Source organism: Thermostichus sp. OS-CIW-20, from assembly GCF_054061455.1.
The window spans coordinates 78,982-101,312 of the sequence record NZ_JBSSEF010000002.1 but is presented as its reverse complement, the minus strand read 5'-3'; the positions used below and the strand labels follow the sequence as shown (position 1 = coordinate 101,312).

The 22,331-nt window shown below is 61.0% G+C and carries 21 protein-coding genes and 1 tRNA gene; 11 read left to right on the top strand and 11 right to left on the bottom strand.

Annotated features, from left to right (window positions below):
- Window positions 1–440: 440 nt before the first annotated feature.
- Together ACVWXC_RS01370 and panB are read right to left on the bottom strand one after the other, a co-directional pair.
- Window positions 441–572: a hypothetical protein gene (locus ACVWXC_RS01370; RefSeq protein WP_255322492.1), complete on the bottom strand. Its 132-nt coding sequence runs from the start codon at window positions 570–572 to the stop codon at window positions 441–443.
- Window positions 573–709: 137 nt separating this feature from the next.
- Window positions 710–1,495 (bottom strand): 3-methyl-2-oxobutanoate hydroxymethyltransferase, encoded by a 786-nt coding sequence (gene panB, locus ACVWXC_RS01365; protein WP_011431283.1) that lies wholly within the window; start codon window positions 1,493–1,495, stop codon window positions 710–712.
- Window positions 1,496–1,661: 166 nt separating this feature from the next.
- Between panB and ACVWXC_RS01360 the strand changes: the two genes are divergently transcribed.
- Window positions 1,662–1,748 (top strand) — tRNA-Ser (locus ACVWXC_RS01360).
- A 227-nt stretch (window positions 1,749–1,975) separates the two neighbouring features.
- Complete coding sequence (locus ACVWXC_RS01355; protein ID WP_099812816.1) at window positions 1,976–2,725, top strand: phycocyanobilin:ferredoxin oxidoreductase; 750 nt, start codon at window positions 1,976–1,978, stop codon at window positions 2,723–2,725.
- A 6-nt stretch (window positions 2,726–2,731) separates the two neighbouring features.
- Here the strand turns inward: ACVWXC_RS01355 and ACVWXC_RS01350 are convergent, their stop codons facing one another.
- A complete protein-coding gene (locus ACVWXC_RS01350; RefSeq protein WP_206336831.1) occupies window positions 2,732–3,559 on the bottom strand; it encodes an ACT domain-containing protein in 828 nt (275 codons plus the stop codon).
- 425 nt (window positions 3,560–3,984) lie between these two features.
- Here ACVWXC_RS01350 and prmA point away from each other — a divergent pair, with 425 nt between their 5' ends.
- The 4 genes from prmA to ACVWXC_RS01330 all read left to right on the top strand — a co-directional run bounded on the left by prmA (window position 3,985) and on the right by ACVWXC_RS01330 (window position 8,582).
- Window positions 3,985–4,917 (top strand): 50S ribosomal protein L11 methyltransferase, encoded by a 933-nt coding sequence (gene prmA, locus ACVWXC_RS01345; protein ID WP_457390690.1) that lies wholly within the window; start codon window positions 3,985–3,987, stop codon window positions 4,915–4,917.
- The gene (locus ACVWXC_RS01340; protein WP_457390692.1) at window positions 4,887–5,705 is read left to right on the top strand and encodes a 16S rRNA (uracil(1498)-N(3))-methyltransferase; all 819 of its coding nucleotides are present in this window, start codon (window positions 4,887–4,889) and stop codon (window positions 5,703–5,705) included. Before prmA ends, ACVWXC_RS01340 begins: the two co-directional genes overlap by 31 nt.
- An 80-nt stretch (window positions 5,706–5,785) precedes the next feature.
- The gene (gene hisS / locus ACVWXC_RS01335; protein ID WP_099812814.1) at window positions 5,786–7,045 is read left to right on the top strand and encodes a histidine--tRNA ligase; all 1,260 of its coding nucleotides are present in this window, start codon (window positions 5,786–5,788) and stop codon (window positions 7,043–7,045) included.
- A gap of 7 nt (window positions 7,046–7,052) precedes the next feature.
- Complete coding sequence (locus ACVWXC_RS01330) at window positions 7,053–8,582, top strand: hypothetical protein (protein ID WP_457390694.1); 1,530 nt, start codon at window positions 7,053–7,055, stop codon at window positions 8,580–8,582.
- Between the two features lie 14 nt (window positions 8,583–8,596).
- Here ACVWXC_RS01330 and ACVWXC_RS01325 read toward each other — a convergent pair whose 3' ends face one another.
- From ACVWXC_RS01325 to ACVWXC_RS01310, 4 genes are all read right to left on the bottom strand, one after another.
- Complete coding sequence (locus ACVWXC_RS01325) at window positions 8,597–9,433, bottom strand: universal stress protein (protein WP_457390696.1); 837 nt, start codon at window positions 9,431–9,433, stop codon at window positions 8,597–8,599.
- 101 nt (window positions 9,434–9,534) lie between these two features.
- Window positions 9,535–10,335 carry a hypothetical protein gene (locus ACVWXC_RS01320; RefSeq protein WP_457410459.1) on the bottom strand — a complete coding sequence of 267 codons (801 nt, stop codon included), beginning with the start codon at window positions 10,333–10,335 and terminating at the stop codon, window positions 9,535–9,537.
- 151 nt (window positions 10,336–10,486) lie between these two features.
- On the bottom strand, window positions 10,487–11,617 hold the full coding sequence (locus tag ACVWXC_RS01315) for a hypothetical protein (RefSeq protein ID WP_457390700.1): 1,131 nt from the start codon (window positions 11,615–11,617) through the stop codon (window positions 10,487–10,489).
- Complete coding sequence (locus tag ACVWXC_RS01310; RefSeq protein WP_457390702.1) at window positions 11,614–13,254, bottom strand: hypothetical protein; 1,641 nt, start codon at window positions 13,252–13,254, stop codon at window positions 11,614–11,616. Before ACVWXC_RS01310 ends, ACVWXC_RS01315 begins: the two co-directional genes overlap by 4 nt.
- 276 nt (window positions 13,255–13,530) lie before the next feature.
- Here ACVWXC_RS01310 and ACVWXC_RS01305 point away from each other — a divergent pair, with 276 nt between their 5' ends.
- The 3 genes from ACVWXC_RS01305 to ACVWXC_RS01295 all read left to right on the top strand — a co-directional run bounded on the left by ACVWXC_RS01305 (window position 13,531) and on the right by ACVWXC_RS01295 (window position 18,347).
- Window positions 13,531–13,932, top strand: a complete 402-nt coding sequence (locus ACVWXC_RS01305) for a cupin domain-containing protein (RefSeq protein ID WP_414411200.1) — start codon at window positions 13,531–13,533, stop codon at window positions 13,930–13,932.
- 126 nt (window positions 13,933–14,058) lie between these two features.
- Window positions 14,059–15,993, top strand: coding sequence for a cellulose biosynthesis cyclic di-GMP-binding regulatory protein BcsB (locus ACVWXC_RS01300; protein ID WP_457390704.1), 1,935 nt, complete (start codon window positions 14,059–14,061; stop codon window positions 15,991–15,993).
- 59 nt (window positions 15,994–16,052) lie between these two features.
- The gene (locus tag ACVWXC_RS01295) at window positions 16,053–18,347 is read left to right on the top strand and encodes a glycosyltransferase family 2 protein (RefSeq protein ID WP_457390706.1); all 2,295 of its coding nucleotides are present in this window, start codon (window positions 16,053–16,055) and stop codon (window positions 18,345–18,347) included.
- 57 nt (window positions 18,348–18,404) lie between these two features.
- On the opposite strand, the gene ACVWXC_RS01290 is transcribed toward ACVWXC_RS01295, so the two are convergent.
- Together ACVWXC_RS01290 and ACVWXC_RS01285 are read right to left on the bottom strand one after the other, a co-directional pair.
- Window positions 18,405–18,764, bottom strand: coding sequence for a hypothetical protein (locus tag ACVWXC_RS01290; RefSeq protein WP_457390708.1), 360 nt, complete (start codon window positions 18,762–18,764; stop codon window positions 18,405–18,407).
- Window positions 18,765–18,914: 150 nt separating this feature from the next.
- Entirely contained in the window at window positions 18,915–19,253 is a 339-nt protein-coding gene (locus ACVWXC_RS01285; RefSeq protein ID WP_457390710.1) for a hypothetical protein, read from the bottom strand.
- 264 nt (window positions 19,254–19,517) lie between these two features.
- Here ACVWXC_RS01285 and clpS point away from each other — a divergent pair, with 264 nt between their 5' ends.
- Both clpS and ACVWXC_RS01275 read left to right on the top strand, forming a co-directional pair.
- Window positions 19,518–19,799, top strand: a complete 282-nt coding sequence (clpS, locus tag ACVWXC_RS01280; RefSeq protein ID WP_011431300.1) for an ATP-dependent Clp protease adapter ClpS — start codon at window positions 19,518–19,520, stop codon at window positions 19,797–19,799.
- A 15-nt stretch (window positions 19,800–19,814) separates the two neighbouring features.
- A complete protein-coding gene (locus ACVWXC_RS01275) occupies window positions 19,815–20,609 on the top strand; it encodes a CPBP family intramembrane glutamic endopeptidase (protein ID WP_457390712.1) in 795 nt (264 codons plus the stop codon).
- Here the strand turns inward: ACVWXC_RS01275 and ACVWXC_RS01270 are convergent.
- Both ACVWXC_RS01270 and ACVWXC_RS01265 read right to left on the bottom strand, forming a co-directional pair.
- The gene (locus ACVWXC_RS01270; RefSeq protein ID WP_457390714.1) at window positions 20,559–22,070 is read right to left on the bottom strand and encodes a sodium:solute symporter family protein; all 1,512 of its coding nucleotides are present in this window, start codon (window positions 22,068–22,070) and stop codon (window positions 20,559–20,561) included. The genes ACVWXC_RS01275 and ACVWXC_RS01270 overlap by 51 nt on opposite strands.
- Window positions 22,063–22,293: a hypothetical protein gene (locus tag ACVWXC_RS01265; protein ID WP_011431304.1), complete on the bottom strand. Its 231-nt coding sequence runs from the start codon at window positions 22,291–22,293 to the stop codon at window positions 22,063–22,065. The genes ACVWXC_RS01270 and ACVWXC_RS01265 overlap by 8 nt, the downstream gene beginning before the upstream one ends.
- Window positions 22,294–22,331: the final 38 nt, after the last annotated feature.

The window sequence follows — 22,331 nt, the reverse complement described above, 5'->3', positions numbered from 1 at the left end:
ACTTTTCCCTCTCTGGGGGACGTTATACAGCCGAGCCTGACCCCGTCTTGACACTTCCCCGACTAAGGGGGGGGATTCTTACGCAGTTCAAAAACGAACTTGTAAAGGCGTTGCCAAACCGCCTCTAGACAGTTCTTTCAGTCAAAGCCCCAAGGTTCTGCTTACTTGTCTGATCGCGTCAGCGGGACGGAGTCCTTGCAGGTTGGCCGAGAGGTTGGCATCTCGCAGACGCTTGCCACCGGTCGGGTTTTTCACCGTGATTAGAGGCTCGCCTGGGAACGGTACGCCTCGTCTACACTATTGGCAAGCAACTAAAGCTGCTTACGGGCTTTTCCGCTCCGCACTAAAGTACGGGGCTAGCAAGCTATCCTTCTGTATTGCCGGTGTCCTGTATGAGCTCTCTTCCGCCTCCTCTGAGCGGGGCCATCGCGTGGCTATTGCTACTCTTGCCGTTGTGGACGGTGGCCAGAGCAGTCGCGGACTTCTTGCATCAAGCTCAACAGATGCACCGCATCCCCTGCCACAAGTGCAGGTTTTACAGCGGCGATCCCCACCTCAAGTGCGCTGTCCATCCTCAGCAAGCTCTGACAGAGGCGGCAATCGGCTGCCCCGACTGGCTTCCAATTTCTGGAGATCCTCGCCAGGGGAGCGCAGTAACCAACAACTGAGCTGCCAGAAGGTGATACTTGCGAGTTTCCCAGGGGATCCCCTAAGTGGGGGGAAACAGTCTCTGATGAACATCGCCGACAAAGGCTTCCACCGCTTCTCGGATCACCTCTCGCAGGTTGGCGTAGGCTTTGGCGAAGGGCGGGATCCGCTCGCTGAGGCCGAGCAGGTCGTGGGTGACGAGAATTTGGCCGTCGCAGGCCGGGCCAGCCCCAATCCCCAGAGTCGGGATCCCGACTTGCTGGGTGATCTGGGCAGCCAATTCCGCCGGCATGTGTTCCAAAACCAGGGCAAAGGCTCCTGCTCGCTCTAGGCTCAGGGCTTCCTGGCGCAGCCGCTCCGCCTCCGAGGGGGTTTTCCCCTGCTGGCGATACCCCCCCAGTTGATGTTTGGCCTGTGGGGTGAGGCCGATGTGGCCCAAGACCGGGATCCCTCGCTGGACCAGAAAGGCCACTGTTTCCACCATGTCTGGGTAGCCCCCCTCCAGCTTCACCCCATTCACCCCTGCCTCCTTCATCAGACGTCCTGCCGAGAGGAGGGCCTGCTCTTTGCAGACTTGGTAGCTCAAGAAAGGCAAGTCGGCCACCAAAAAGGCTCGTTCTACGCCGCGGCGCACTGCCTGGGCGTGGTGGATCATCTGTTCCAGAGTCAGGGGCAAGGTGCTGCTGTGCCCCAAGCTGGTCATGGCCAGGCTGTCGCCTACTAAGATCAAGTCGATCCCGGCCCGATCCAAGATCTGCGCTGTGGCGTAGTCAGCAGCCGTGAGGGCCACCAACGGTTGACCCGCCTGTTTGGCCTGGCGAAAGTGGTGAATGGAAAGGGCAGCCATACCTCTATGATCTCATTTGCCCCGCCATTTCCGGCTGGTCGGGCCGTACCCCCCAAGGGCTTTGGCCCTGGGGTGCTTGGCCAGCTTGCATCTGCCCCATTCCACGAGAGGGGATCCGGGCAGGATAGCCCGTTTGCCGCTAAGATGGTAAAGCCCTATGCAGACTGGAAGGGTGACAGAGTGGTTGATTGTGACGCTCTCGAAAAGCGTTGTGGCCGCAAGGTCACCGTGGGTTCGAATCCCACCCCTTCCGTCCTCGATCAATCCAATGGCGCTCAACGCTGCCAACGCCCGCTAGGGTCAGCATCCGGCCCTCTCCACCTCCGCCAAAGCCCCCGGCAGCCCTGGACTGGCTGGGATCCCTCGCTTTATTAAGTCCCACCTCAGCTTCCTGAAACCTGGATCTCAGGAGGGCACCTTTGCGGATTGGCCCGGCAGGGCTTTCGAGGACTTGTCGCTTAACCGGTCTTCTTGGCTCCCATGTTCACCGCCCCTGCTCTGCAAGCGCAACTGCATCCCCTCATCCAGCGCCTTTCGGAGGCGATTCTGAGCATTTGGGGATCCCACCTCAGCCTGGCTCCCTATGCCCTGCCGGCGGAGCTGGGCTATGTGGAGGGCCGCCTGGAAGGCGAGAAACTGCAGATCGAAAACCGATGCTACCAAGGGGATCCCTTTCGCAAGCTGCACCTGGAGCTGGCCCAGGCCGGGCAAAGCCTGGATATCCTCCACTGCGTCATGTTTCCGCAGCCGCAGTACCCGCTGCCGCTGTTTGGCTGTGACATTGTGGCCGGCCGCGGCCAGGTGAGCGCCGCCATCGTCGATCTCTCGCCGGTCACCCCCACTTTGCCGGATCCCTACATTCAAGAGCTGGAAGCCTTGGGAGCTCATCTCGCCCCTTTCCAAAACCGGCGCCAGTTGCCGCCGTGGGGGACGATTTTTTCTCCCTACTGCCTGTTCATCCGGCCCGGCGATGAGGCGGAAGCCGACCGCTTTTTGTATTTTGCCTGCCGTTACCTGGAAATCCACTGCCGGCTGGCGCAACAGATCCCCCCGCAGACAGATCCTGTCCAGATCCTGGCCCACTACCAAGGGCAGCAGCGCTACTGCAGCCAACAACAGCAAAACGACCGCACCCGCCGCGTTTTGGAAAAAGCTTTTGGCCCCGCCTGGGCCGAGCGCTACCTGAGCACCGTCCTTTTCGATTTGCCCCCCAGTCCTATGCAGATCTAGTGCCGATTAGACGGGATCCCCTTGTAGCCGCTGCTGGATGCTCAACGCCAATTTTTGCCCTAGGAACTCCGGCAGGGTTGGAGTTGCATCCGGCCCCAGCAAGTAGAAAATGAAGCGCGTCTGCTTGCGGCGGAGCATCAGATTGAGGTGAACAACGGTCAACTCCTCCTGCGCCAGAGCGGTCATCACCCGGTAAAACACCCCCGGCTGGTTGTCCACATCCACCAACAGCGTGGGCAGATGAAACACCGGGTCAAAATAAAAAGAAACCTGGGTGTCTTTCAAGCCGGCCTTGAGATCAAACTCCAGCGCCAAGGTTTCGTGAACGGGAAACACCCCCGCCAAGCACTCGTGAATAGCCCGTTCTAGGTTGAGCTTGGTCTGGGCAGAAAGGCTGTGGCCATCGCGCGAGACGGTGACGCGGATAAACACCAAGTGCGGTGAGTAGATCTGCCCGTAAAGGTGGATGCCGTGCACCGAGAGATTGAAAGCGGTGAGCACCCCAAACAGGTCGCTGAGCAGAGAAGGGCGGTTGCGATAGGCCAGACAAACCACCGTCTTGCTGCGCTCGTCCCGCATCTGTACCACGGCCTTGCGGGTTTGGTAGAGGGCATAGGCCAAGCGCAGATTTTGAGCCTGCACCTCGCTGCTGACGAACTGGCTATAAAAAGGCGGAAAGCTGCGGTTAAAGCGCTGCATGAGAGCCGTTCGCGCCAGCGGGACGGAGTGCTTGCGAGTGCTGACTGCGAGCGGCTGGGGATCCTCGTGGCCAGCCCTTTCCCCTCTGGCAAGAGGAGCCACCTTCGGCTGCTGCGCTGACTGCTCGGTTGACATCGACTTTGCCGCCTGCATTGCTTCCTCTCCATCGTTACTCAGCATGCCCCGGCCAAACCTCATCTATCAGTAAAATCACTGAGGCTGGAAAGCACGTCAACGCTGTACCCAATTCTTGTTCAATGCTTTTGGATTTAATCTATCTCACAAGGCCGAGCTGGGCATCCAAGGAACCGCTGAGGGCCATCCCCCAATTGGGGGGAAGTCCATCCCTGCGTCGCTGCCAAGCCGACGGGTGTGCGCCTTCAAATCCCAGACCAACCAGGAACAGTGGGGCAGGCTCTTAAAGCCTAAACTATGAATTGAGGGGAGAACTGCAATTTTTGATATAGAGTGCTGGATTAAGTGCTAGCCTGCTGGCAACTTGGAGTGCTATTCTGTTAGCCAAAACTTCGGTTTTCCTTAGGTTTGTTGAAGGGATCCCCGTGAGCACAACCGTTGCCGACCCCAGCCTGCTCTCGCCTGCCCAAGCGCCGGATCCCGGTGGGGCCTGGTGGGCTCTCAACATCATCGCTTCCCCTGCCCAGGAGGATCAGATCTTTTGGCGGCTGGAGAGCTTTGGCTGTCAGGGCATGGCCAGCCAGGCTCATGGCGAAGATCGAATCAGCATTCACGCCTATTTGCCCTGGTTCCGCGCCACCCTTTTGGATTTGGCCGCTCTGGCGCTGCGCCTGCGGCAAGACGCCCTTGTGGCTGGCCAGCCCATCCCCAAACTGCGCTGGGAACGCATAGAAGCGGAGGATTGGAGCAACAGTTGGAAGCAGCACTGGCAGCCCGAGCCAGTTGGGGACAAGCTGCTCATCTGTCCGGCCTGGCTGGATCCCCCCCCCCATCCCGGTCGTCTCCTGTTGCGGCTGGATCCGGGCATGGCCTTTGGCACGGGCACGCACCCCACCACCCAGCTCTGCCTGGAGGCTTTGGAGATGCGCCTGGGGGCGGGCACAGAGGGGGTAACAGTGGCCGATGTGGGCTGTGGATCGGGCATTTTGTCGGTGGCGGCGGCTCTTTTGGGGGCAAAGCGGGTGTTTGCGGTGGACATCGACCCGCTGGCGGTGCAGGCCACGCTCTACAACCGCGACCTCAACGGCCTCACCGATCGCATTGTGGTGGCCCAGGGGAGCCTGGAGCACATTCCCGAGATGGTGGACGGGCTGGTGTGCAACATTCTGACGGACGTGATCCTGGATATGATCCCAGAGTTTGGCCTGGTGGTGAAAAAGGGGGGGTGGCTGATCCTCAGCGGTATCCTCCTCGAGCAGGCCAAGTTGGTGGCGGAGATGTTGGAGGCCAACGAATGGGCGGTGGCAGCCCTCTGGCGACGGGGAGAATGGTGCTGTCTGAACGCACGCATGACCTGAGTTCTCTGCCCCGCCTGGCCATCGACCCGGCTCAACGGGATGCCGGCGGTGTTCTCCGTTTAACCGGCCCGCAAGAGCACTACTTGCAGCGGGTGCGCCGCCTCAAGCCGGGGGATCCGTTCTTGGTTTTGGATGGCTCCGGCAAGCTGTGGCTGGCCCATTGGCAGCCGCAGGGATCCCAGGTTATGGGCGAGGTGGAGGCGCTGCCGCGGGAGCTGCCCGTTTATTTGCATCTGGGCTTGGCAGTGGTCAAGGGGCCGGGGTTTGACGAGGTGTTTCGCCAGGTCACCGAGCTGGGAGCGGCGCGCATTACCCCTCTGCTGACGGAGCGCACCGTGGTGGAGCCGGGATGGGGCCGGCGGGAACGCTGGCAGAAAATTGTGCAGGAGGCCGCCGAACAATGTGAGCGGCTGCGCTGGCCCCAGGTTGATCCCCCTACCCCTTGGACAAGTTGGCTGGCCGAGCTCAAAGCCGATTGGTGGGGCATTGCTGTGGCGCGGGAGAACGCTCCCCTCCTGCTGCAAGCCCTGCCGAAGCTGAGGCTCTCGGAGAGGGATCCCGTCTTGGCGGTGGCCATCGGCCCAGAAGGCGGCTGGACGGAGGCCGAGCACCGTCAGGCGGAAGCCCATGGCGGAGTGCCGGTTTCCCTGGGCACCACCATTTTGCGCTCCACCACCGCCGCTGTGGCTGCCAGCAGCCAAGTGGCCGCCACCTACTCCTGTTGGGGTTTAGCTCAGGCTCAGCTTGCCCCGTCGGCAATGGGGAACGCGGCTGCCGATAGCCGATAATCGATAATTGAGTTGATAGGAAAAAACTGACGCCGACCATTGGCGCAGCAAGCCGTGGTTCTGGGCGGGGGAGAACAGGCATGGAGATGATCCAGGCGGTGCGCGGCACCCGAGATATCCTGCCGCAGGAGGTACGGCTTTGGCAGCAGGTGGAGGCCAGCGCCCGCGAGATCTTGGGGCGAGCCAACTACCAGGAGATCCGCACCCCGATTCTGGAGCTGACAGAACTCTTTGCCCGCAGCATTGGCAGCGCCACCGACGTGGTGGGCAAGGAGATGTACTCCTTTAGCACCCGCGGCGAGCAGGAGGTGAGCCTGCGCCCCGAGAACACCGCCGGCGTGGTGCGGGCCTACATCCAGCATGGGTTGCAGGTGGCCGGCGATGTGCAGCGCCTCTGGTACTGTGGGCCGATGTTTCGCTATGAGCGTCCCCAGGCGGGGCGGCAGCGCCAATTCCACCAGTTGGGGGTGGAGCTGCTGGGCAGCCGCGATCCCCGCGCCGATGCCGAGGTCATCGCCTTGGCCTGGGATCTGCTGCGGGCAGTGGGGGCGGAAAACCTCACCTTGCGGCTCAACTCCCTCGGGGATCCGCAGGATCGGCGGGCCTATCGCCAAGCCCTGGTGGACTACCTTACCCCTTTGAAGGAAGAGCTGGATCCGGACTCCCAGGAGCGCCTTGTCCGCAACCCGTTGCGCATCCTCGACAGCAAGGATCCCCATACCCGCACCATTGCTGAACAAGGGCCCAAGCTGCCCGATTACCTCAGTGCTGACTCGCGGGCCTTCTTCGAGCAAGTGCAGGCCCATCTCCAAGCCCTAGACATTCCCTATGAGCTGGATCCCTACCTGGTGCGCGGCCTGGACTACTACACCCACACCGCCTTTGAGATCGTCTCGCCGGAGCTGGGATCCCAAAGCACCGTCTGTGGGGGTGGCCGCTACGACGGTCTGGTGGAGGAGCTGGGCGGGCCTCCCACCCCGGCGGTGGGCTGGGCCATCGGCCTGGAGCGGCTGGTTTTGCTGCTGCAGAAGAAACAACAGGAGATTCCGCCAACATCGGTCGAGGTTTACGTGATCTCCCGCGGCGCCAAAGCGGAGGCCCAATCCCTTCAGATTGCCCAAGCTCTGCGCCAAGCCGGCTTCTGCACCGAGCTGGATCTGAGCGGCAGCGCTTTCAGCAAGCAGTTCAAGCGGGCCAGCCGCAGCGGTGCGACCTGGGCTGTCGCGCTGGGGGATGCGGAAGCTGCGGCCGGGGAGGTGCAGCTCAAGCACTTGCCCACGGGGCAGCAGCAAACCCTCTTGCAAGCTGACCTGGTGAAGTATTTGGTGTCCCAGAGGTGAGGGAGCGATGTTGAGTTTTTGGGTGCGGCGCAACGGCCGAGAAGACTGGCAGCCGGTACCAGCCGAGGGAGCCATTCTGGAAGAGGACACCTACACCATCGTTGCCCGTTCTCCCCAGCCCCACTTCACCATCACAGTGGAAGTCCGCCAGCGCCCTCTGCCGACCGAAAATAGCGGATCCCCAGCGGTAGCCAACCCCAAGACAGCCGCCTCGCTCATGCAAACCCGTTCTGTTCGCACCAACGAGGAGGGGATCGGCGTCATCCTGCCGGCCACCCACCTCGCCCCTGGTTTTTGGGAGTTGCACTGCCGAGATGCCGATTTGATCGCCGAGTTATTTGGCGAGGCGGAGCTGAACAATTGCCTGCGCTTCCAGGTTGTGCCCGCCCCGGTGCAGCGGAAACAGGCACTATCCCCGGCGGCCCAAGAAGTCGCGTCTGAACCTCCTGAGCTGGCTCAGAAAAAAGAGGTTGCCATCCCGCCAGAGCTGTTTTCCCTGATGCACAGCGAATTGGAGGGATCTCCGGGGGAAGTGCTGGTGGTGACGGGGCGGATTGGCTGTAGTGGCGAGCTGCGGGTACGAGTTTGGCAAGAAGATGAAGGGGAGCAGAGCCCGGTTTTCGAGGGGCAACGGCTGATTCAATTTCCGACTGAAGCCCGGACGGCAGTGTTCAGCATTCCCATCACCCTGCCGAGCCATACCTGGAGCCGTCCGCTGCGGGGGGAACTGCGCCTCACTCCCTCTTCCTGGTCGGATCCAGAGCCGCTGCGGATCTCCTTTTCCGTTCGCTGTCGCGGCCAGGGGGAAGTCCTCCCACCCTCCCCAGGGATCCCTGCCGGTCAGCAGCGGCAAGAAGAAACGCCAGCCGCAGCCGGCAGTTCTTCCCCGCCCTCACCCTTGCTGTCCCCCGAACGCACCCTGCAGAAGTTGTTGCGCATCTCGCAGCGCGGCGCCCCTGCGGAAAAAGAGGAGGCTGGAGAAGTTTTGGGCCCGCTTCAGCCAGAAGAGCTCCCAGCCTCCCTAGCAGACACCGCGCCCGAACCTGCCGCCCAACCTGAGGTTGGGCCAGTGCCCATCTCATCCTCTTCTCCACCACCCCAACCTGAGCCACCTCGCGAGGAGGCGGTTCCGCCGCCACCGCTCGCCGCCGCCAGTCCGGGAACCTCGCCTCTTTCCCCGCAGGTGCCGGGAGCTTGCCCGGCGCCGCAACTGGTGGTGCCTGAGCAACTGCGGGCAGGTGACAACTTCGATGTAGTGCTGCGTTTGCCGGCTTCCGTCAATTCTGCCAGTAGCTCCACCGCTCAGCCTCCTTTGTGGATTAAGTTTTGGGTCAAGCACGGTCACACCCGCTCTTTGGTGGATGGCCCCCGGTGGTTGTTGGACTTCTCCCGCGACGAGCAGGGGCGGTGGCAAGCCCTCACCCGCATGACCATCCCCCCTGGCGTCCCTGAGCTCATCTTCGAGGCTTGGGCCGTCAGCCCGGATCGCCAGCAGCAAAGCGACCGCGTGACGGAGCGCCGTTCTATCCTGCCTTAGGGAGTGACCAGTCTCTAGTCTTGAGCAGACCGCACCATCAGCACGGGGCAGCCGATGTGCACCCGCACATAGTCGGAGATGGAGCGCCCCAGCAGGCGATCCAAATCGGGGATGCTGCGGGCAATGCTGGGCCGGCGATCTGGGGATCCCATCACCAGCAGGTCGGCCTTGCTCTCTTCCGCCAGGCGCACGATCTCGGCGCCGGGATCGCCGACCGCCGTAAACACCCGGTGGGGGATTTGGCGGCTTTTGAGGGTGGCAATGGCCTTATCCAAAGCCTCGTCCCGGCCTTGGGCATCGGCATCCAGTTGCACCGAGGCCAAAAAGATCTGGGCCCCTGGGATGCCGGCAACCAGATCCAGGGCCGTGGCAAAGGCGGCCTGGGCGGCGGGGGAGTTGTTGAGGGCCACCATGACGTGGCTGGGGTATTTGACGTAGGCGTCGTCTTTGACCAGCAGCATGGGGCAGGAGGCGAGCTGGAACACGTATTGGCTGACCGAGTTCTGCAAAATGGCCATGAGGCGGTTGCGCCCCCGCGATCCCATCACGATCAGGGGATCGGGCAGGGACTCGGCCACCTGCAGCACCACCACCTTGGGATCCCCTTCCACCAGTTGGGTGGTGATTTTGACGCCGGGCTGGGCGGGAAAACTCTGCAGGGTTTTGGCCAGCAGCTCCTGCCCCTTTTGCCAGGCAGCTCGCATCTCCTCGGCAGAGGTCTGGGAAGGCACCGCATGCAGCAGGGTCACGTGGCACTGGGCAAAGGCCGGCAGAGACAGCAGCGTGTGCAGCATCTGCTCGGTGGGGCCGCTGCCGTCGATGGCGGCAATGATGTTCTCAAAGCGAGGCATGGGATCCGTTCTCCGGGCCGTAGTTTGCCAAGACTCATCCTAGATCTGCCCCTGCGGATCCCTGTTACCGTAGGGGATGTCCTGCAACATTTTGTTGGGTTTCAGTAACTTAGCCACACATAGCCGGTAAAGCCGCCGCCGGCATTGGTGTTGCGACCGGCCAGGAACTGAAACCCCCCCAAGCCCAGCGTTAACCCTCCCTCCAGCCGCCAGTTGAGCTGGCCCGAAAGCTTGAGGTTGTCGTAGTCGGGATCCTGAACGGCCAAATCCCCGAACAACAAAGGCGCGCCGTTGCCCAACGTAAAATCCCCATCCAGGGCCAGGATGGCCTGCAGCTCAGGAGTCAGGTCTGCCCCGAAGGTCAGGTTGGCCTTGACCCGATCCCCGGGATAGCCCAAGTAATCTCGGAACGTGAGGCAGGAGTCGAAAAAGGCGGGCAGGGATCCCAACTGGGTATTGGCTGCCGCCCCAACTTTGAGATCATAGCCGAAGACGCCGTACCCCAAGGGCAGGGGGATGTCTCGGGTGGCGTATCCCGGCGGGATCAAGGCCGTTAGCTGAGCCGAGAAGAAGGGATCCCCGTTCCCCCAAGTATGGCGCAGGCCCAGTTCCAGATCCCGCAGGCCCTGGTTGCGCTGGGTAACGGTGTCAGCCCCGCTGGCAAAGCGATTTTCGATGAAAACGTAGCTGGTGTTGAGGTTGAGAGTGAGCTGATCGCTAAGGCCAGTCTCGGCGAAAAGGTTGAGGCGGGTTTCTCCGTACTCCGAAAGGGCCGGCTGCAGGCGTCCCCCCTGATCAAAGCGGGTGCGAGGCCGATAGACCTCGGGCTGCAGCGAAAAGAAAGTCTTGCCTGCACCGCGGGGAAAGCCGCAGCCCGCCCAGGCCAGCTGCTCCGGCGGCATTGCACTAACCACCAGACTCGCCAGCAGGCTTGCCCTTAGAAATCTCAGCTTCTCCATGGCAGGGATCCCGGCAGCTTCAGGGGGATTGTATCCCCAGGATCAAGCTCTGGGCCAAGATCCGGGACAAAACCGGCTTTGGAACGACTGCTAACTATGAGGTGGCAGCCGGTAGGCCCACCTGTGCCCGGAATTGGCGAGCGGCGGTCAGCGCTCCGAAGGGATCCCCCTTATACAGGCCGTAGTGCATCAAGGACAGGTGCCGCAGCCCCAGTTGAGACACTTCCTGCAGCCACTCCGGCTGGCTCATGAGCTGAAAGTCTGTATGGACGGTGTCGGCCCGTCCGCCGCTGGGGTGCTTGTCCTTAATCGATGGCTCGTAGTGGGCCAACATCAGGTTGGGGTGGATGGGGGAAAACAGGCGGCAACAGAGGCGGATCTGCTCCGGGTTACCGGGATCCGGGCCGTTCAGCTCTGGATTAAACTCCCCTGGCCGCCGCTGGCGCATCGACTGGAAGGCGATCCCGTCCATCCGGCTCATGGTCTCGGCAAAGGGCTCCACCATGCTGCGGCCTGCCCCCCGGGAAGGGTCGTCAAAGGTGGCAATCCAGCCCCCCCAGCACAGGGCCACTTCGGCCTCTGGCAGCCGCTCTTTGATGGCCTGTCGGGCTGTGAGGACATTGCGCATCAGGGCTTGGTAGTAGAAAGCAGTGTCGGCGTTGTAGGTATCTGCTGGGATCCGCCAGTAGGAAAACTCAGTAGCCAAGCTCCAGTAGGTGGGGCGGCCCTGAGGATTGGCTTGGGCAATATAGCCCGCCAGCTCGGCCACGTCCTCCACAAATTGCGGGGAGATGTGATAGTCGCCGCTGGGACGGGTGGTGTCGTCTTCCCAGGTGATGATGTGGAGGGTATAGCCCCGCTCAAACCACTGCCGCAAGAGCCCGGCCTGGTGCCAGTTGCGCCAAAAGGAGAGATCCCCCTGGCGGTGATCAAAGCTGTTCAGCCAGCCGCTCAGGAAATGGGGATCCCACCCCTGCGCCACTGCCGCCACCTGCGGATCCGACTCGATCTCCCAGAGGAAGCGACCGGGATCCTCGCCAATGCCCACCTGCCAGCGGGCCAGCAGCTCTGACAAGTTCATGCTTCCCGTCTCGACATTTTCCGGGCTGCGACTCCCCTGCTGACTCAAAAACTCCTGGCCACAGCCGGCAACCCCATAGGCAGCCAGCAGCGCTCCGCCCGCTTGCAGCACCTGTCGCCGCTGCCAGGATCGTCTCCTTTTCATCTCCTCTCCTCCTGCGGTTCCTCTTGGTGTTGGCGAGCCCACAGCCGCACTTGGGGGGAGCTATAAACCTCCCTGAAGCCCGGCAGCCCCTCAAAATTGAGCTCAGGCCAAAATTGCAGAATGCGATCGGCGCTCCGCAAGGGATCCGCCAGCCCCGCTACCAAGAGGTAGTCCACCCTTTCCTGGGGGTGCTGCAAAGCCAGGGCAAACTCGTACTGGTGAGGGGTGAGAAACAGGCGCGGGTCTCTTGCCCAAAAGATAGCCTCAAAGTGGATGTCGTCGTCCACCAGCACCTTCTCGCCGGGCAATAGGTGGCGATAGAGATACTGCCCAACCTGGCGCTTTTCCTGGCGCTGTCTTCGCCATGTTTCTAGAGCTTGCCCGCTAGGAGTTACTTCGTACAGGTCTTGGGCAGCTTCCAACTGGGGGCTTATGGGTGCTACCTCTGCCACCAGTCGCTCCCAGAGATCCCGCTCTTCGGCTACCAGGGGCATGAGGAAACCCGGCTCTTGGCTCACCCCATAACCGGCAGTGAGGCAGTTCAACCCCAAGAGGGCAGTGATCAACAGGCGCTTAGCCCAGCCGGGGCCGGCTCCGCGACACAAGTAGGCGCCCATCAGCAAAGGCAGCGGCACCCAGAAAAGGCCAAAGCGGCTCAGCTCCCGCAAAAACAGCCCCTGCCCTAGAGAAGCCAGCAGGATGACCAGCGGCATCCCCCAGACCAGAGCCCATACCCAGCGACCCGGTCCTCGGCCCAGCAGGGATCCCATCCCCAACAGCAAATAGGCAGGGGCCAGCACCGCCAGCCATTTCCCAGCCTCCAGCACCCCCCGCCAGCCACCCGCCTGCTGCAAGTCTTCCCGCAATTGCGGCAGCCGCAGACCGCTGCCCACCTGGTAGGTGAAAGCCCAGGGATCCTCTACCGACAGCCAATTCACATACAGCCAGCTCAACATCAGGGCCAGGCTGATAAACCCTGCCACCAGCACCGCCGTCAGCCGGAAACCCCAGGACTGTTTGCGAAAAGCCAACAGCAGCATCCCTGCCACCCAGGGCAGCAGCCACCCACTTTCCCAACGCAGCACCATCAGGGGCCCCAGCGCCAGCCCAATGAGCAGCAGCCGCAGCGCAACGGGCAGCTCGCCAGGATCCGCCCCAGTCTCTGCCCTGGCCTGCTCCTCTTTACTCAAGGGAAACAGCAGGGCCATGTTCACCCCCACCAACCCTGCTGTGGCTGTCCAAACAGGGCTGCGCAGCAGCATCAAGATCAAAGTCGGCTGCACCACCATCAACAAACCCCACAGCCAGCACCATCCCACCTCCACCGGCAAACGGCGTAACTGCCGCCACACCCAGCCCAGCACCAGAGAGCCGAAGACAGTCTGCAACAACAGCGGGGATCGTCCCAGAATGGCCGTAGCCAGCACTAGAGAAGGGGGGAAAGTGGTGCCGACAATGGGCAGGCGCGGATCCGGCCCCAGGGCGGCTACGGATCCCTTGTAGCCAAGAAACTGCATCTCCAGGCTTACCCAGCCCCAGCCTTCCTTGAGCCCCCACAAAAGGCCAGCTAGGAGCAGCAACGGGATCCCGATGGGCGCAAAGAGCCTCCAGAAGGCTTTAAGCTGAGTTGCAAACATAGATGCTTCGTAAACAAATTCAACTACTAAACTTAACAATTGAGCTGGGAGACTTGGATCCTCTAGAGAATCCCAAAAGCGACTGGATGCCAACAAGCTTCAGAAAAACCATTGGGTGATGGGTGGGTGTTTTTGGGGATCCCTGCAGAGCCGTATTTTCGAGGCGTTTCTTCTACGCATTTTGGCGTATTGGGTTCAGCAAAATGGTCGATGAAAAGTTGCTGGGCTGCAGGTGAAGATAGGAAGGTCTTTGAACGGGAACAGGGTGTGACCTCAATGCTACAGTCTGCGCGGGACAGGGACAACGCGGCAATTCCAACGCTGGAGCTTTTGCCCTCCCAGGCAGAAATCCGACCCTGGGGAGCCTTCTGGGTCTTGGATGAAGGGCCGATGTATAAGATCAAGCGCATCGAGGTCAAGCCTGGCCATCGGCTCAGCCTGCAGATGCACTACCACCGCAGCGAGCACTGGATTGTGGTGCGGGGTACGGCGCGGGTCACGCGGGGCGAAGAGGTGATGCTACTCAACTCCAACGAATCCACCTACATTCCCCCCTGCACCAAGCACCGCCTGGAAAACCCCGGCACTACCCCTTTGGTCGTCATCGAGGTGCAAAACGGGGAATATTTGGGAGAGGACGATATTGTACGCTTCGAGGACGACTACGCTCGCTCATAGGGTAGGCCCAAGACAAGAAAGCTCTCTTGTGACCGGCTAATAACTTCTGACTTCTGAAGCCTGGACGGCTGCTCCCACCTTAGCGCTAGGCTTTGTCTGTGCATGTCCAGGGATCCAAACAAAAAGGTGAGCCAGAAGAGAAAACAATGGGCGCTGCTCGTTGCCAGTTTGCTGTGCTGCGTGCCGGTAGAGGCAGGACAAGCAGAGCCTCTTTCGTTCCAAAGGCTAGGTTACGAGCGCTCGGTGCTGCTGCAAGGAGCTAACCCGCGCCTGGATGTTACTGTCCCTGCCCCCCTCAACGGCCTTGACCCCGAGGCCAGCTTTGTGCAGTTGCGGCTGGAGCCCTCACCGGTGCTGAAGCCGACTTCCACCGTGCGGGTGCTCATTAACGACGAGCTGGCCGGGATCTTTCTGGTGCGAGATTTGCGGCAGGAGCCAGTGGTGCGGGTGCCGATCCCAGCTCTGCCCCCTGGGGAGCGCTTTATTACTGTCTCCGTCCAGCCTTTTTTGAGCATCAGCGATGACATCTGCGCCGATCTCAACACCGGCAATCTGTTGCTGACGGTGGGGCGGGACAGTTTCTTTGAGTTGGTGCCCCGCGTTCCGGATACCACGGTGGCTGGCTTTCTGCGCCTGGTATACCCTCAGCTTACTCTGGTGGTGCCAGCCAACCTCACTCCTGAAGCCGCAGAAGCGGCCCTTTGGCTGTATAGCTTGCTTTCCCACCTCTTTCCCCAGACCCCTATTCTCTGGAGCAACCGCCCGGTTGCAGGAGCTCAGGTTACCCTAGAACCGGCCAACTTCACCCCCCACCTGCAGCATGAAATTACCCCCGAGGGATCCCGCCTACGGGTAGCCGCCCGCCGCGAGTCCATTCTTGCCCTCTATGAAGAGTGGAAGCGGGCAGGTCTGGTGAGCCGAGGGATCCAGGTGGTAGCAGTATCCGATTTGGAGAAGGCTCTCAGGGCCAACCGCCTCAGCTTCCGTGAGCTGGGGATTGTGGATCCCCTGCTGCGGGGGTTTGGCAGCCAGTCGTTGGTGTTCAACTTCAACCTATCTCAACTGGGGGGGCGCCCACGGGATCTGGCAGCGCAACTGGATGTGATCATGAACCCAGTGGATGGCCGGGCCGGGGATCGCCTGACGGGCTACGTGTTCTTGAATGGCGTTCTGTTGCGCACCTACAACCTAACCGGGCGCACCCAGCTCAACGAAACTGTGACCCTGCCCACCCGCCTGCTGCGCCGCTTTAATCAACTGGAGCTCCGCTTTGACTATGGCGCCAGCCCCGGTAATTGCCAGGGATCCCTGACCCCGCTGACGGTTCAGGTGCGCTCGGATAGCTCTGGCTTTATCTGGAGCGGCTACCAAGCCCCTAGCGGCGAGCTGCAGGAGATCCCGGCGGTGCTGCAGGGATCTGGACGGGTTGGGCTGGGGGATCCCCAACTGCTGCCGGCTGCCGCCTACCTGGTCGGTGCCCTCAGCCGGCTGGCTGCCCGACCCCTGCTGCCCACCCTTGAGGTTTTGCCCAAAGAGGAAGCCAACCTGGAGGCAGGGAACTTTGCCTGGCAGGTGATCGTGGCTGGGCCAGATCAGGTGGAGCTTAATAGCCCCATCCGGCTGGGATCCGAGTTTGAAATCATCAATCCCCTCAACCAGCAGGTGGCCTTGGCCGCTCAGCCTCAAGAAAACCTCGGCCTTTTGCAGTACTTTCTCCTGAAAGGTAAGCCGAACCTTTGGCTTTCCTGGTGGGGATCCGATCCAGCTTTGGCAGAACGCCTCAGCCGCGGCCTTGCCGATCCGCGCACCCGCCTGGCCAACCAGCTACAGGGAAACGTGCTCACCGCCTATGCCGCTGCCCCCAATCTCACCCAAGTACAGAGTTGGGATCTCACACCCCAAGGCTATCGGGTGCGCTACCCAGGCCGCTTCAGTTGGCAGCTCCTGTTGTGGCAGTACCGCTACTGGCTGGTGCTAGTGCTGGCTCTCCTGCTGGCAGTAGGGGCCTGGAATGTCTACCAACGCTTGGCCCGCCGCCCCGAATCCCCAATCCCCTCGTAGGGGGCTAGTCACGGACTTGCGCTTAAGCCAGACTGAAGCCGAACCCCAACCTAGAGGCCATGCTGCAGTCGATCAAGTCCTGGCTGGTGCAGACAGGCTACCTCACCCGGCAGCAACTGGCGGAAGCCGAGGAGTACCGCGAAGCAGTGGGCTGCTCTTTGGCCAGGGCTCTTTGGAGCTTGCGGGCCATGCACCCCTCCAAGTTTGCTCATCTCTGCTGCCAGATTCTGGATCGGCCCAAGCTAAGAGACTGGCTGCTCAAGCACTCCCTGGATCCAGAGCTGCCTTGGCTGATCGAGCCTATCGATCTGGTGCCGGTGCGCTTTTTGCCCTGTGGCTGGCTCAACCCGCAAACCGTTGTCGTGGCCACTGAAGAGCCGGGCTACCCCGGCGTTTGGCAGGCTGTGAAACGCCTGTGCCCAGGAGTGGAAAAAATCTGGGAGATCCCGGCCACAGAAAAGCAGATCCTGACAGTTATCCTCGAACGCAAGCTTTCTGCCGAACTGCTGGGCAGTCGTCTCACTCTGGAGCAGTGGCAGCAGGCTTTGGACATCCGCCGCCGCACTGGATCCAACCTGGGGCAAGTGCTGACCCGTCTGAGCTATCTCTCGACTCCCGAGTATCTCAGCATCCTGGCCCATCTGCTGGGCTATCCTTCCGTCTCGGAGCTGATGGGGACAGGGCTGCTTTACCGCGACGAGAGCTTGAGCCGCCAGTTCGAGCCCGAGCTGATGATGCGCCACCTCTTCTACCCCTTGAACTGGACGGATGAGAACACCCTCACCGTGATGGTCAATGACCCCCTGGACTGGGCGGTGGATGAGCTGCTCTACAGTTGGCGGCCAGGGTTGCGAATTGAAAAGGTGCTGGGCAGCGAGCAGGATATCACGCAACTGCTCAGCCAAGACCAAGGATCCCGCTTTAGCCAAGAGGCAGTCTACAAGCTGCTGACCCGTCTGCCGGAGGAATCGGCCTCGCGGGTGTTTACCCCCTCCCAAATTGCGGTAGGCTACGGCCTGCTGGTGCTGCTGCTGTGGGGGTTGGCCAGTGCTCCTTGGACAACCCTGACGATTTTGGTGTTGTTGGTCAATCTCTTCTATGTAGCCTCGATCTTCTTTAAGTTCGTGCTCAGCCTGGTGGGATCCGCCGATCGCTTCCACCAGATTACCGATGAGGAAGTGGCTGCCCTCGATGACCACACCTTGCCCATCTACACCATCCTGGTGCCGGTTTACAAAGAGCCAGAAGTGATGCCAATTCTCATCAACTCCCTCTCCAAGCTGGACTACCCCCACGAGCGCTTGGATGTGATTATCTTACTGGAGGAAAACGACCAGGCCACCATCGAAGCCGCTCGGGCCGCCAAGCCCCCCCGCTACGTGCGCCTACTCATCGTGCCAGATAGCAAGCCCAAGACCAAGCCCAAAGCCTGCAACTACGGCCTGGCCTTTGCCCGCGGCGAATACCTCACCATCTACGACGCTGAGGATATCCCCGACCCCGACCAACTCAAAAAAGCAGTCATCGCCTTCAAAAAAGGGGATCCCAGCTTGGTCTGCGTCCAGGCGGCCCTCAACTATTTCAACCGCAACGAGAACTTCCTCACCCGCATGTTTACGCTGGAGTATTCCTATTGGTTTGATTATCTTCTGCCGGGTTTGGAAACTCTGAAAATGCCCATCCCCCTGGGTGGCACGAGCAACCATTTCCGCACCGACCGCCTGCGGGAATTGCAGGGATGGGATCCCTTTAACGTCACCGAAGACGCAGATCTAGGCATCCGCGCCAGCCAGCACGGCTATACCGTGGGCGTGATCAACTCCACCACCTACGAAGAGGCCAACTGTGCCGTTAAAAACTGGATCCGGCAGCGCTCCCGCTGGATCAAAGGCTACATGCAAACTTGGCTGGTCCACAACCGCAACCCCCTGCGCTCCTTGCGCAAACTGGGCCTCAAAAACTGGCTGGCCTACCAATTCTTTATCGGCGGCAGCTTCTTCACCTTCCTCACCAGCCCCATCATGTGGCTGCTGTTTATTTACTGGCTGCTCACCCGCGCCCATTGGCTGCAAAACATTTTCCCGAGTTGGCTGATCTACATAGGCTTGTTCAATCTCCTGGTAGGAAATGCCATCGGGATCTACCTAAACTTGGTGGCTGTCTTCCGACGCGGCTACTACGATCTGGCCTTCTATGCCCTGCTCAACCCCATCTACTGGCAGCTCCACTCCATCGCAGCCTATATGGCCCTGTGGCAGCTTTTTACCAAGCCCTTCTACTGGGAGAAGACCGTCCATGGCATAAGCAAGTTTACCCACGCCAAAGTGCAAGAAGCCACCCAGAAAGCAGGCTAGGCTGCTGACTTGGCTTTCCAAGCCGTGGGGGCGAAGTTAAGGACAGCCGGCGCCCCTTTAGAAGCTGTAGTCCGAATCTACAATCACAGCGCAACCACGCGGGTGGAGACAGCTAGCCATAATCACCTTGACGGAAAAGTTGCCCTCGTAGGGTGCTTGCACAATGGGGAAATCGTCCAAGAGTTCGTCTGTAGCCAACACTTGACCACTGGCATCGTAAAGCACCAGATCCACATCGAAGCAATCCTGGTCGCACTGCGCCCAGATGTTTTCACCTCGGTAGAAATAGCCTGTAACTACGGTCGATTGTCCATTAAGAAGCCACAAACTACGGCTCTGAGCCCAGGCGGCAGCACCCCCGACAACCGCGGCTGCCCCTATCAGGCTTGCCACCAACCAGCCCCGCACCGAAGCCATAAGACTGCCCTCCTACTGAAAAACGGAGATAGATTTTCTACAGGGATCCACCTCAACGCTCACACTATAGCACCCAGATCCGTTTCTCCCGAATGATCCAGATCACGTTAAGGATCTTAAGAATCTCATGCTGAAAATCGCGAAAAAGAGTTACAAAAAAAGGGATCCCGAGTAGAGCAGGGATCCCTCAATTCTGACCAGAAATCCGGCGAAGCTCCCGCATCGGTCTGGCCGACTTCTCATTGCGGCAAATTCAGCCACCTGCAACGTCACCGCAACCGTGTCTGTTGCACTGGCCGGGATCACCCGCGTGGAAAGCACCGCCCCCTCAGCGGTGGGATCCCCGGCAAACACCCCTTGGGGAAATCCGGGCTCTCCCAGCGGCGGGATGGAAGAACTGGAGTTGCCCCCACAGGCGGCCAGGGCAGCTGCCCCACCGCCAAACATCAGCAACTGCAGGAAAAAGCGACGGGAACGCAGGGAACTCATACAGCTAACCTCGGCGACGCAGGCAAATGTAAAGGGATCCGCAACAACGGCCAACCGCCCTCAGTCAAGCATTTTTGCGCCCAAACTGAGGTTGTGGGCCGGTGAAAACTGGGTTAGCTTCTGTTTAAGAACGCCGACCTCCGTGCGCCGGCTTTTCACAACCCTTGCTGAGAAGGCTAAAATTCCATTAAGGTTTTTTGCTTTTTGGCTCTGTTTTCCGGTTTTGCGTTCTAGAACCTCTTGTTGACCCAAGGAGGGATCGTCGTGGCTACGGAGACTCTGGTTAAGCCTTCTGTAACCCCGAAGCACATGCCCATGTACCGGGTGTTGCTGCACAACGACGATGTCAACACCATGGAGTACGTGGTGCAGGTGCTGGTGAAGGTGATCCCATCGATGCTGCCGCCGCAAGCCACCGAAATCATGCTGGAAGCCCACAACAACGGCGTTGCTGTGGTCATCGTGGTGCCGCGGGAGCATGCGGAGTTTTACTGCGAGCAGTTGCGCCAGCACGGCCTCACCAGCTCGATCGAGCCGGAACGCTAACTAGGAGCGGGTTGGGTGGGCCTGCAGATTGCCAGACTAAAAGCTTTTCCATTTCCGCTGCGCCTGTTGCTGTTTTTGGGGATCCCCCTTTTGGCCTGGCTGCCGTGGGTCGGCCTAGGGGGGTTTTTCTTTGGGCGAGAGTACCTCTGGCTGCCGCTGTATGCCCTGCTGCTCCTTTGGCTGTGGCTGTGGGGATCCGGGTTTGCCGCCTATGGCTTAGACAAGAGTTGGGCCTGCCGGGCTGGGATCCTCTGGGGCCTGGGGATGGGTGTTGGCGGGCTTTTTCTGCTCTTTGGCCTAGAGGGTGCCCTGGGCTGGCTGAGCTGGCAGCCGGTGGCAGGGGGATCCCTGCTCGGCTATGGCTTGCTGGGGTTAGGGGTGGGCCTGGCGGTGGCGCTGGCGGAAGAGCTGTTGTTCCGCGGTTGGCTGCTGCAGGAGATGGCCTTGGACTACGGCTGGACAAGCGCTCTGTGGGGATCCAGCCTTCTCTTTGCTTTGGCCCATTTCTTGAAGCCTTTGCCTGAGATTCTCGCCACCTGGCCGCAATTTCCCGGACTGTGGCTGATGGGGCTGCTGCTGGTGCAGGCGAGGGTCTGGAACCAAAACAAGCTGGGCCTTAGCCTAGGGCTGCACGCGGGTTGGGTATGGGGCATGGCCTGGGTCAACAACTTAGCCTGGATCGAATACACCGGGAGGGCGCCAGCGTGGCTCACCGGGATCGGCAACAACCCTCTGGCTGGGCTGATGGGCCTGCTCTTCCTAGGCGGCACCTTCCTGGTTCTCAAGGGGTTGGCTGCCGGCAGAAGCTGAGCAACCTTCCCCCGCCCAAGGGCCGTTCTCATAGTAGGCGGCCACCCTCTCCCGGTCGGGCTGGGTTAGCAGGCTGACCACCACCAGCACGGCTGTGCCGGCGACCACCGCCGGGATGACCGGCAGCCAGCCGCCCGTCCAGCCTTTGGGCAACAGGCCCGACAGCCAGCCCAAGGTGAGGCCGCTGGAGACCAAAGCTCCGGCCACGGCCCCGGCGCGAGTCGCCCGCTTCCAGTACAGGCCGGCGATCAAGACGGGAAAGAGCATGGCGTTGCCCTGGAAGCTCCAGGTGGCAATCTGGGCAATCAGCCCCGGCGGCCTGACGGCAATGGCAAAGGAGACCAGCCCAATCCCCAGCACCACCCAGCGGCCCAACAGCTCCTCCTGGTGCGGGGAAAGCGGGCGCTTGAGGAAGGTGACCACCAGATCCCGCGTCACTAGGGAGCTGGCCGTGAGCAGTTGCGAGTCCGCCGTGGACATCAAAGCCGCCAGCGCGGCTGTAATCACCACTGCCGCCACGCCGCTGGGCAAGCTCTGCAACATCAGCGGCATGATCTGGTCCGGCTGCTGCAGGTTAGGAAAAGCCAGCCGGCCCCAGACGCCAATGAGGGCTGCCGGGAAAAACACCAGCAGAATGAGCAGCGGCCAGACCACCATCAGAGTCTGGAAGGGACGGGCACTTTTGGCCATGTAGAAGCGCTGGAAAAATTGGGGAAAAAGGGGCGTGGCCATAAAAAACAGCAGTTGGTTGCCCAGCAGGGTCTGCCAGCTCCAACGCCCCTGCGGGCCCGGCAAGCTCAGCCAGGGATCCAACTGCCCAGCCGTTTCCGGGGGCAAGCTCAGGGCCACCGCCACAAAGGCCACCCCCATCCCCAAAACCAGGATGATCCCCTGCACCACGTCCGTCCAGACCACCGCCTGGGAGCCGCCGAAGAGGACATAGCCCAAGATCACCAAGGCCACCACCACCGCCAGGGGCCAATAGGGGATCCCTTCTCCCAAAACAGCGGCCAGGGTGCGGGCTCCGCCAATGATCTGGATGCTGATGTAGGGGGCGGTAAACGTCAGGGCGCTCAGGCAATAGAGCAGGGCCAGGAGAGGGCTGTTGAAGCGGTGGCCAAAAAACTCGGAAGGGGTAATAAAGCCGAAGTGCCGAGCTGCCAGCCACACGCGGTAGCCTATCCAAAAAAACAGCCCCGAAATCAAGGCGGTGGTGACCCCCACCCCCAGAAAGATCCCCAGGCCGTGGGTGTAGGCATCTGCCGGCACGCCGAGGAAAGTAAAGGCGCTCAGCAGCGTCGCCAGCGTGGTCAAGGTCAAGGCCAGGGATCCCAGCCCCCGCCCCGCCAAGAAATAGCTCACGGGATCCTGGCCGCTGTGGCGGTAGCTCCACCAGCCAATGGCCGCCAACAGCAGCAGGTACACCCCAACCACACCCAAACTCAAAACCGTGTCACCCATCTCTAGGCCAGCAAACGCGCACAATGTAGAGGTTCAAGGGCACCAGCAGCAACATGGCCAACCCCGCCCCCCAGTACCAAGCCGGGATCCCCAATAGCTGCGGCTGGGCGGAGCGCACGCCCACCCAGGTCAATAGCCACAGCAGGGGATAGATCCCCCACACCCAAGCTTGCCGCAGCCGCCCAAAGCGCAAAAGGCCAGCGGCGGGATCCTGTTCGAGCATCCTCCGACCTCCTGCTGTGCAGGTGCATCTTCAGCGGG

What these genes read in the sequence shown, in the direction of transcription:
- ACVWXC_RS01270 (WP_457390714.1), bottom strand. Translation starts at nt 22,070, where the DNA reads ATGGGTGACACGGTTTTGAGTTTGGGTGTGGTTGGGGTGTACCTGCTG.
- ACVWXC_RS01265 (WP_011431304.1), bottom strand. Translation starts at nt 22,293, where the DNA reads ATGCTCGAACAGGATCCCGCCGCTGGCCTTTTGCGCTTTGGGCGGCTG.
- hisS (WP_099812814.1), top strand. Translation starts at nt 5,786, where the DNA reads ATGGAGATGATCCAGGCGGTGCGCGGCACCCGAGATATCCTGCCGCAG.
- ACVWXC_RS01370 (WP_255322492.1), bottom strand. Translation starts at nt 572, where the DNA reads ATGGACAGCGCACTTGAGGTGGGGATCGCCGCTGTAAAACCTGCACTT.
- ACVWXC_RS01295 (WP_457390706.1), top strand. Translation starts at nt 16,053, where the DNA reads ATGCTGCAGTCGATCAAGTCCTGGCTGGTGCAGACAGGCTACCTCACC.
- ACVWXC_RS01325 (WP_457390696.1), bottom strand. Translation starts at nt 9,433, where the DNA reads ATGCCTCGCTTTGAGAACATCATTGCCGCCATCGACGGCAGCGGCCCC.
- ACVWXC_RS01340 (WP_457390692.1), top strand. Translation starts at nt 4,887, where the DNA reads ATGGTGCTGTCTGAACGCACGCATGACCTGAGTTCTCTGCCCCGCCTG.
- panB (WP_011431283.1), bottom strand. Translation starts at nt 1,495, where the DNA reads ATGGCTGCCCTTTCCATTCACCACTTTCGCCAGGCCAAACAGGCGGGT.
- ACVWXC_RS01315 (WP_457390700.1), bottom strand. Translation starts at nt 11,617, where the DNA reads ATGAAAAGGAGACGATCCTGGCAGCGGCGACAGGTGCTGCAAGCGGGC.
- ACVWXC_RS01285 (WP_457390710.1), bottom strand. Translation starts at nt 19,253, where the DNA reads ATGAGTTCCCTGCGTTCCCGTCGCTTTTTCCTGCAGTTGCTGATGTTT.
- ACVWXC_RS01290 (WP_457390708.1), bottom strand. Translation starts at nt 18,764, where the DNA reads ATGGCTTCGGTGCGGGGCTGGTTGGTGGCAAGCCTGATAGGGGCAGCC.
- ACVWXC_RS01310 (WP_457390702.1), bottom strand. Translation starts at nt 13,254, where the DNA reads ATGTTTGCAACTCAGCTTAAAGCCTTCTGGAGGCTCTTTGCGCCCATC.
- ACVWXC_RS01330 (WP_457390694.1), top strand. Translation starts at nt 7,053, where the DNA reads ATGTTGAGTTTTTGGGTGCGGCGCAACGGCCGAGAAGACTGGCAGCCG.
- ACVWXC_RS01305 (WP_414411200.1), top strand. Translation starts at nt 13,531, where the DNA reads ATGCTACAGTCTGCGCGGGACAGGGACAACGCGGCAATTCCAACGCTG.
- ACVWXC_RS01320 (WP_457410459.1), bottom strand. Translation starts at nt 10,335, where the DNA reads ATGCCGCCGGAGCAGCTGGCCTGGGCGGGCTGCGGCTTTCCCCGCGGT.
- ACVWXC_RS01355 (WP_099812816.1), top strand. Translation starts at nt 1,976, where the DNA reads ATGTTCACCGCCCCTGCTCTGCAAGCGCAACTGCATCCCCTCATCCAG.
- ACVWXC_RS01350 (WP_206336831.1), bottom strand. Translation starts at nt 3,559, where the DNA reads ATGTCAACCGAGCAGTCAGCGCAGCAGCCGAAGGTGGCTCCTCTTGCC.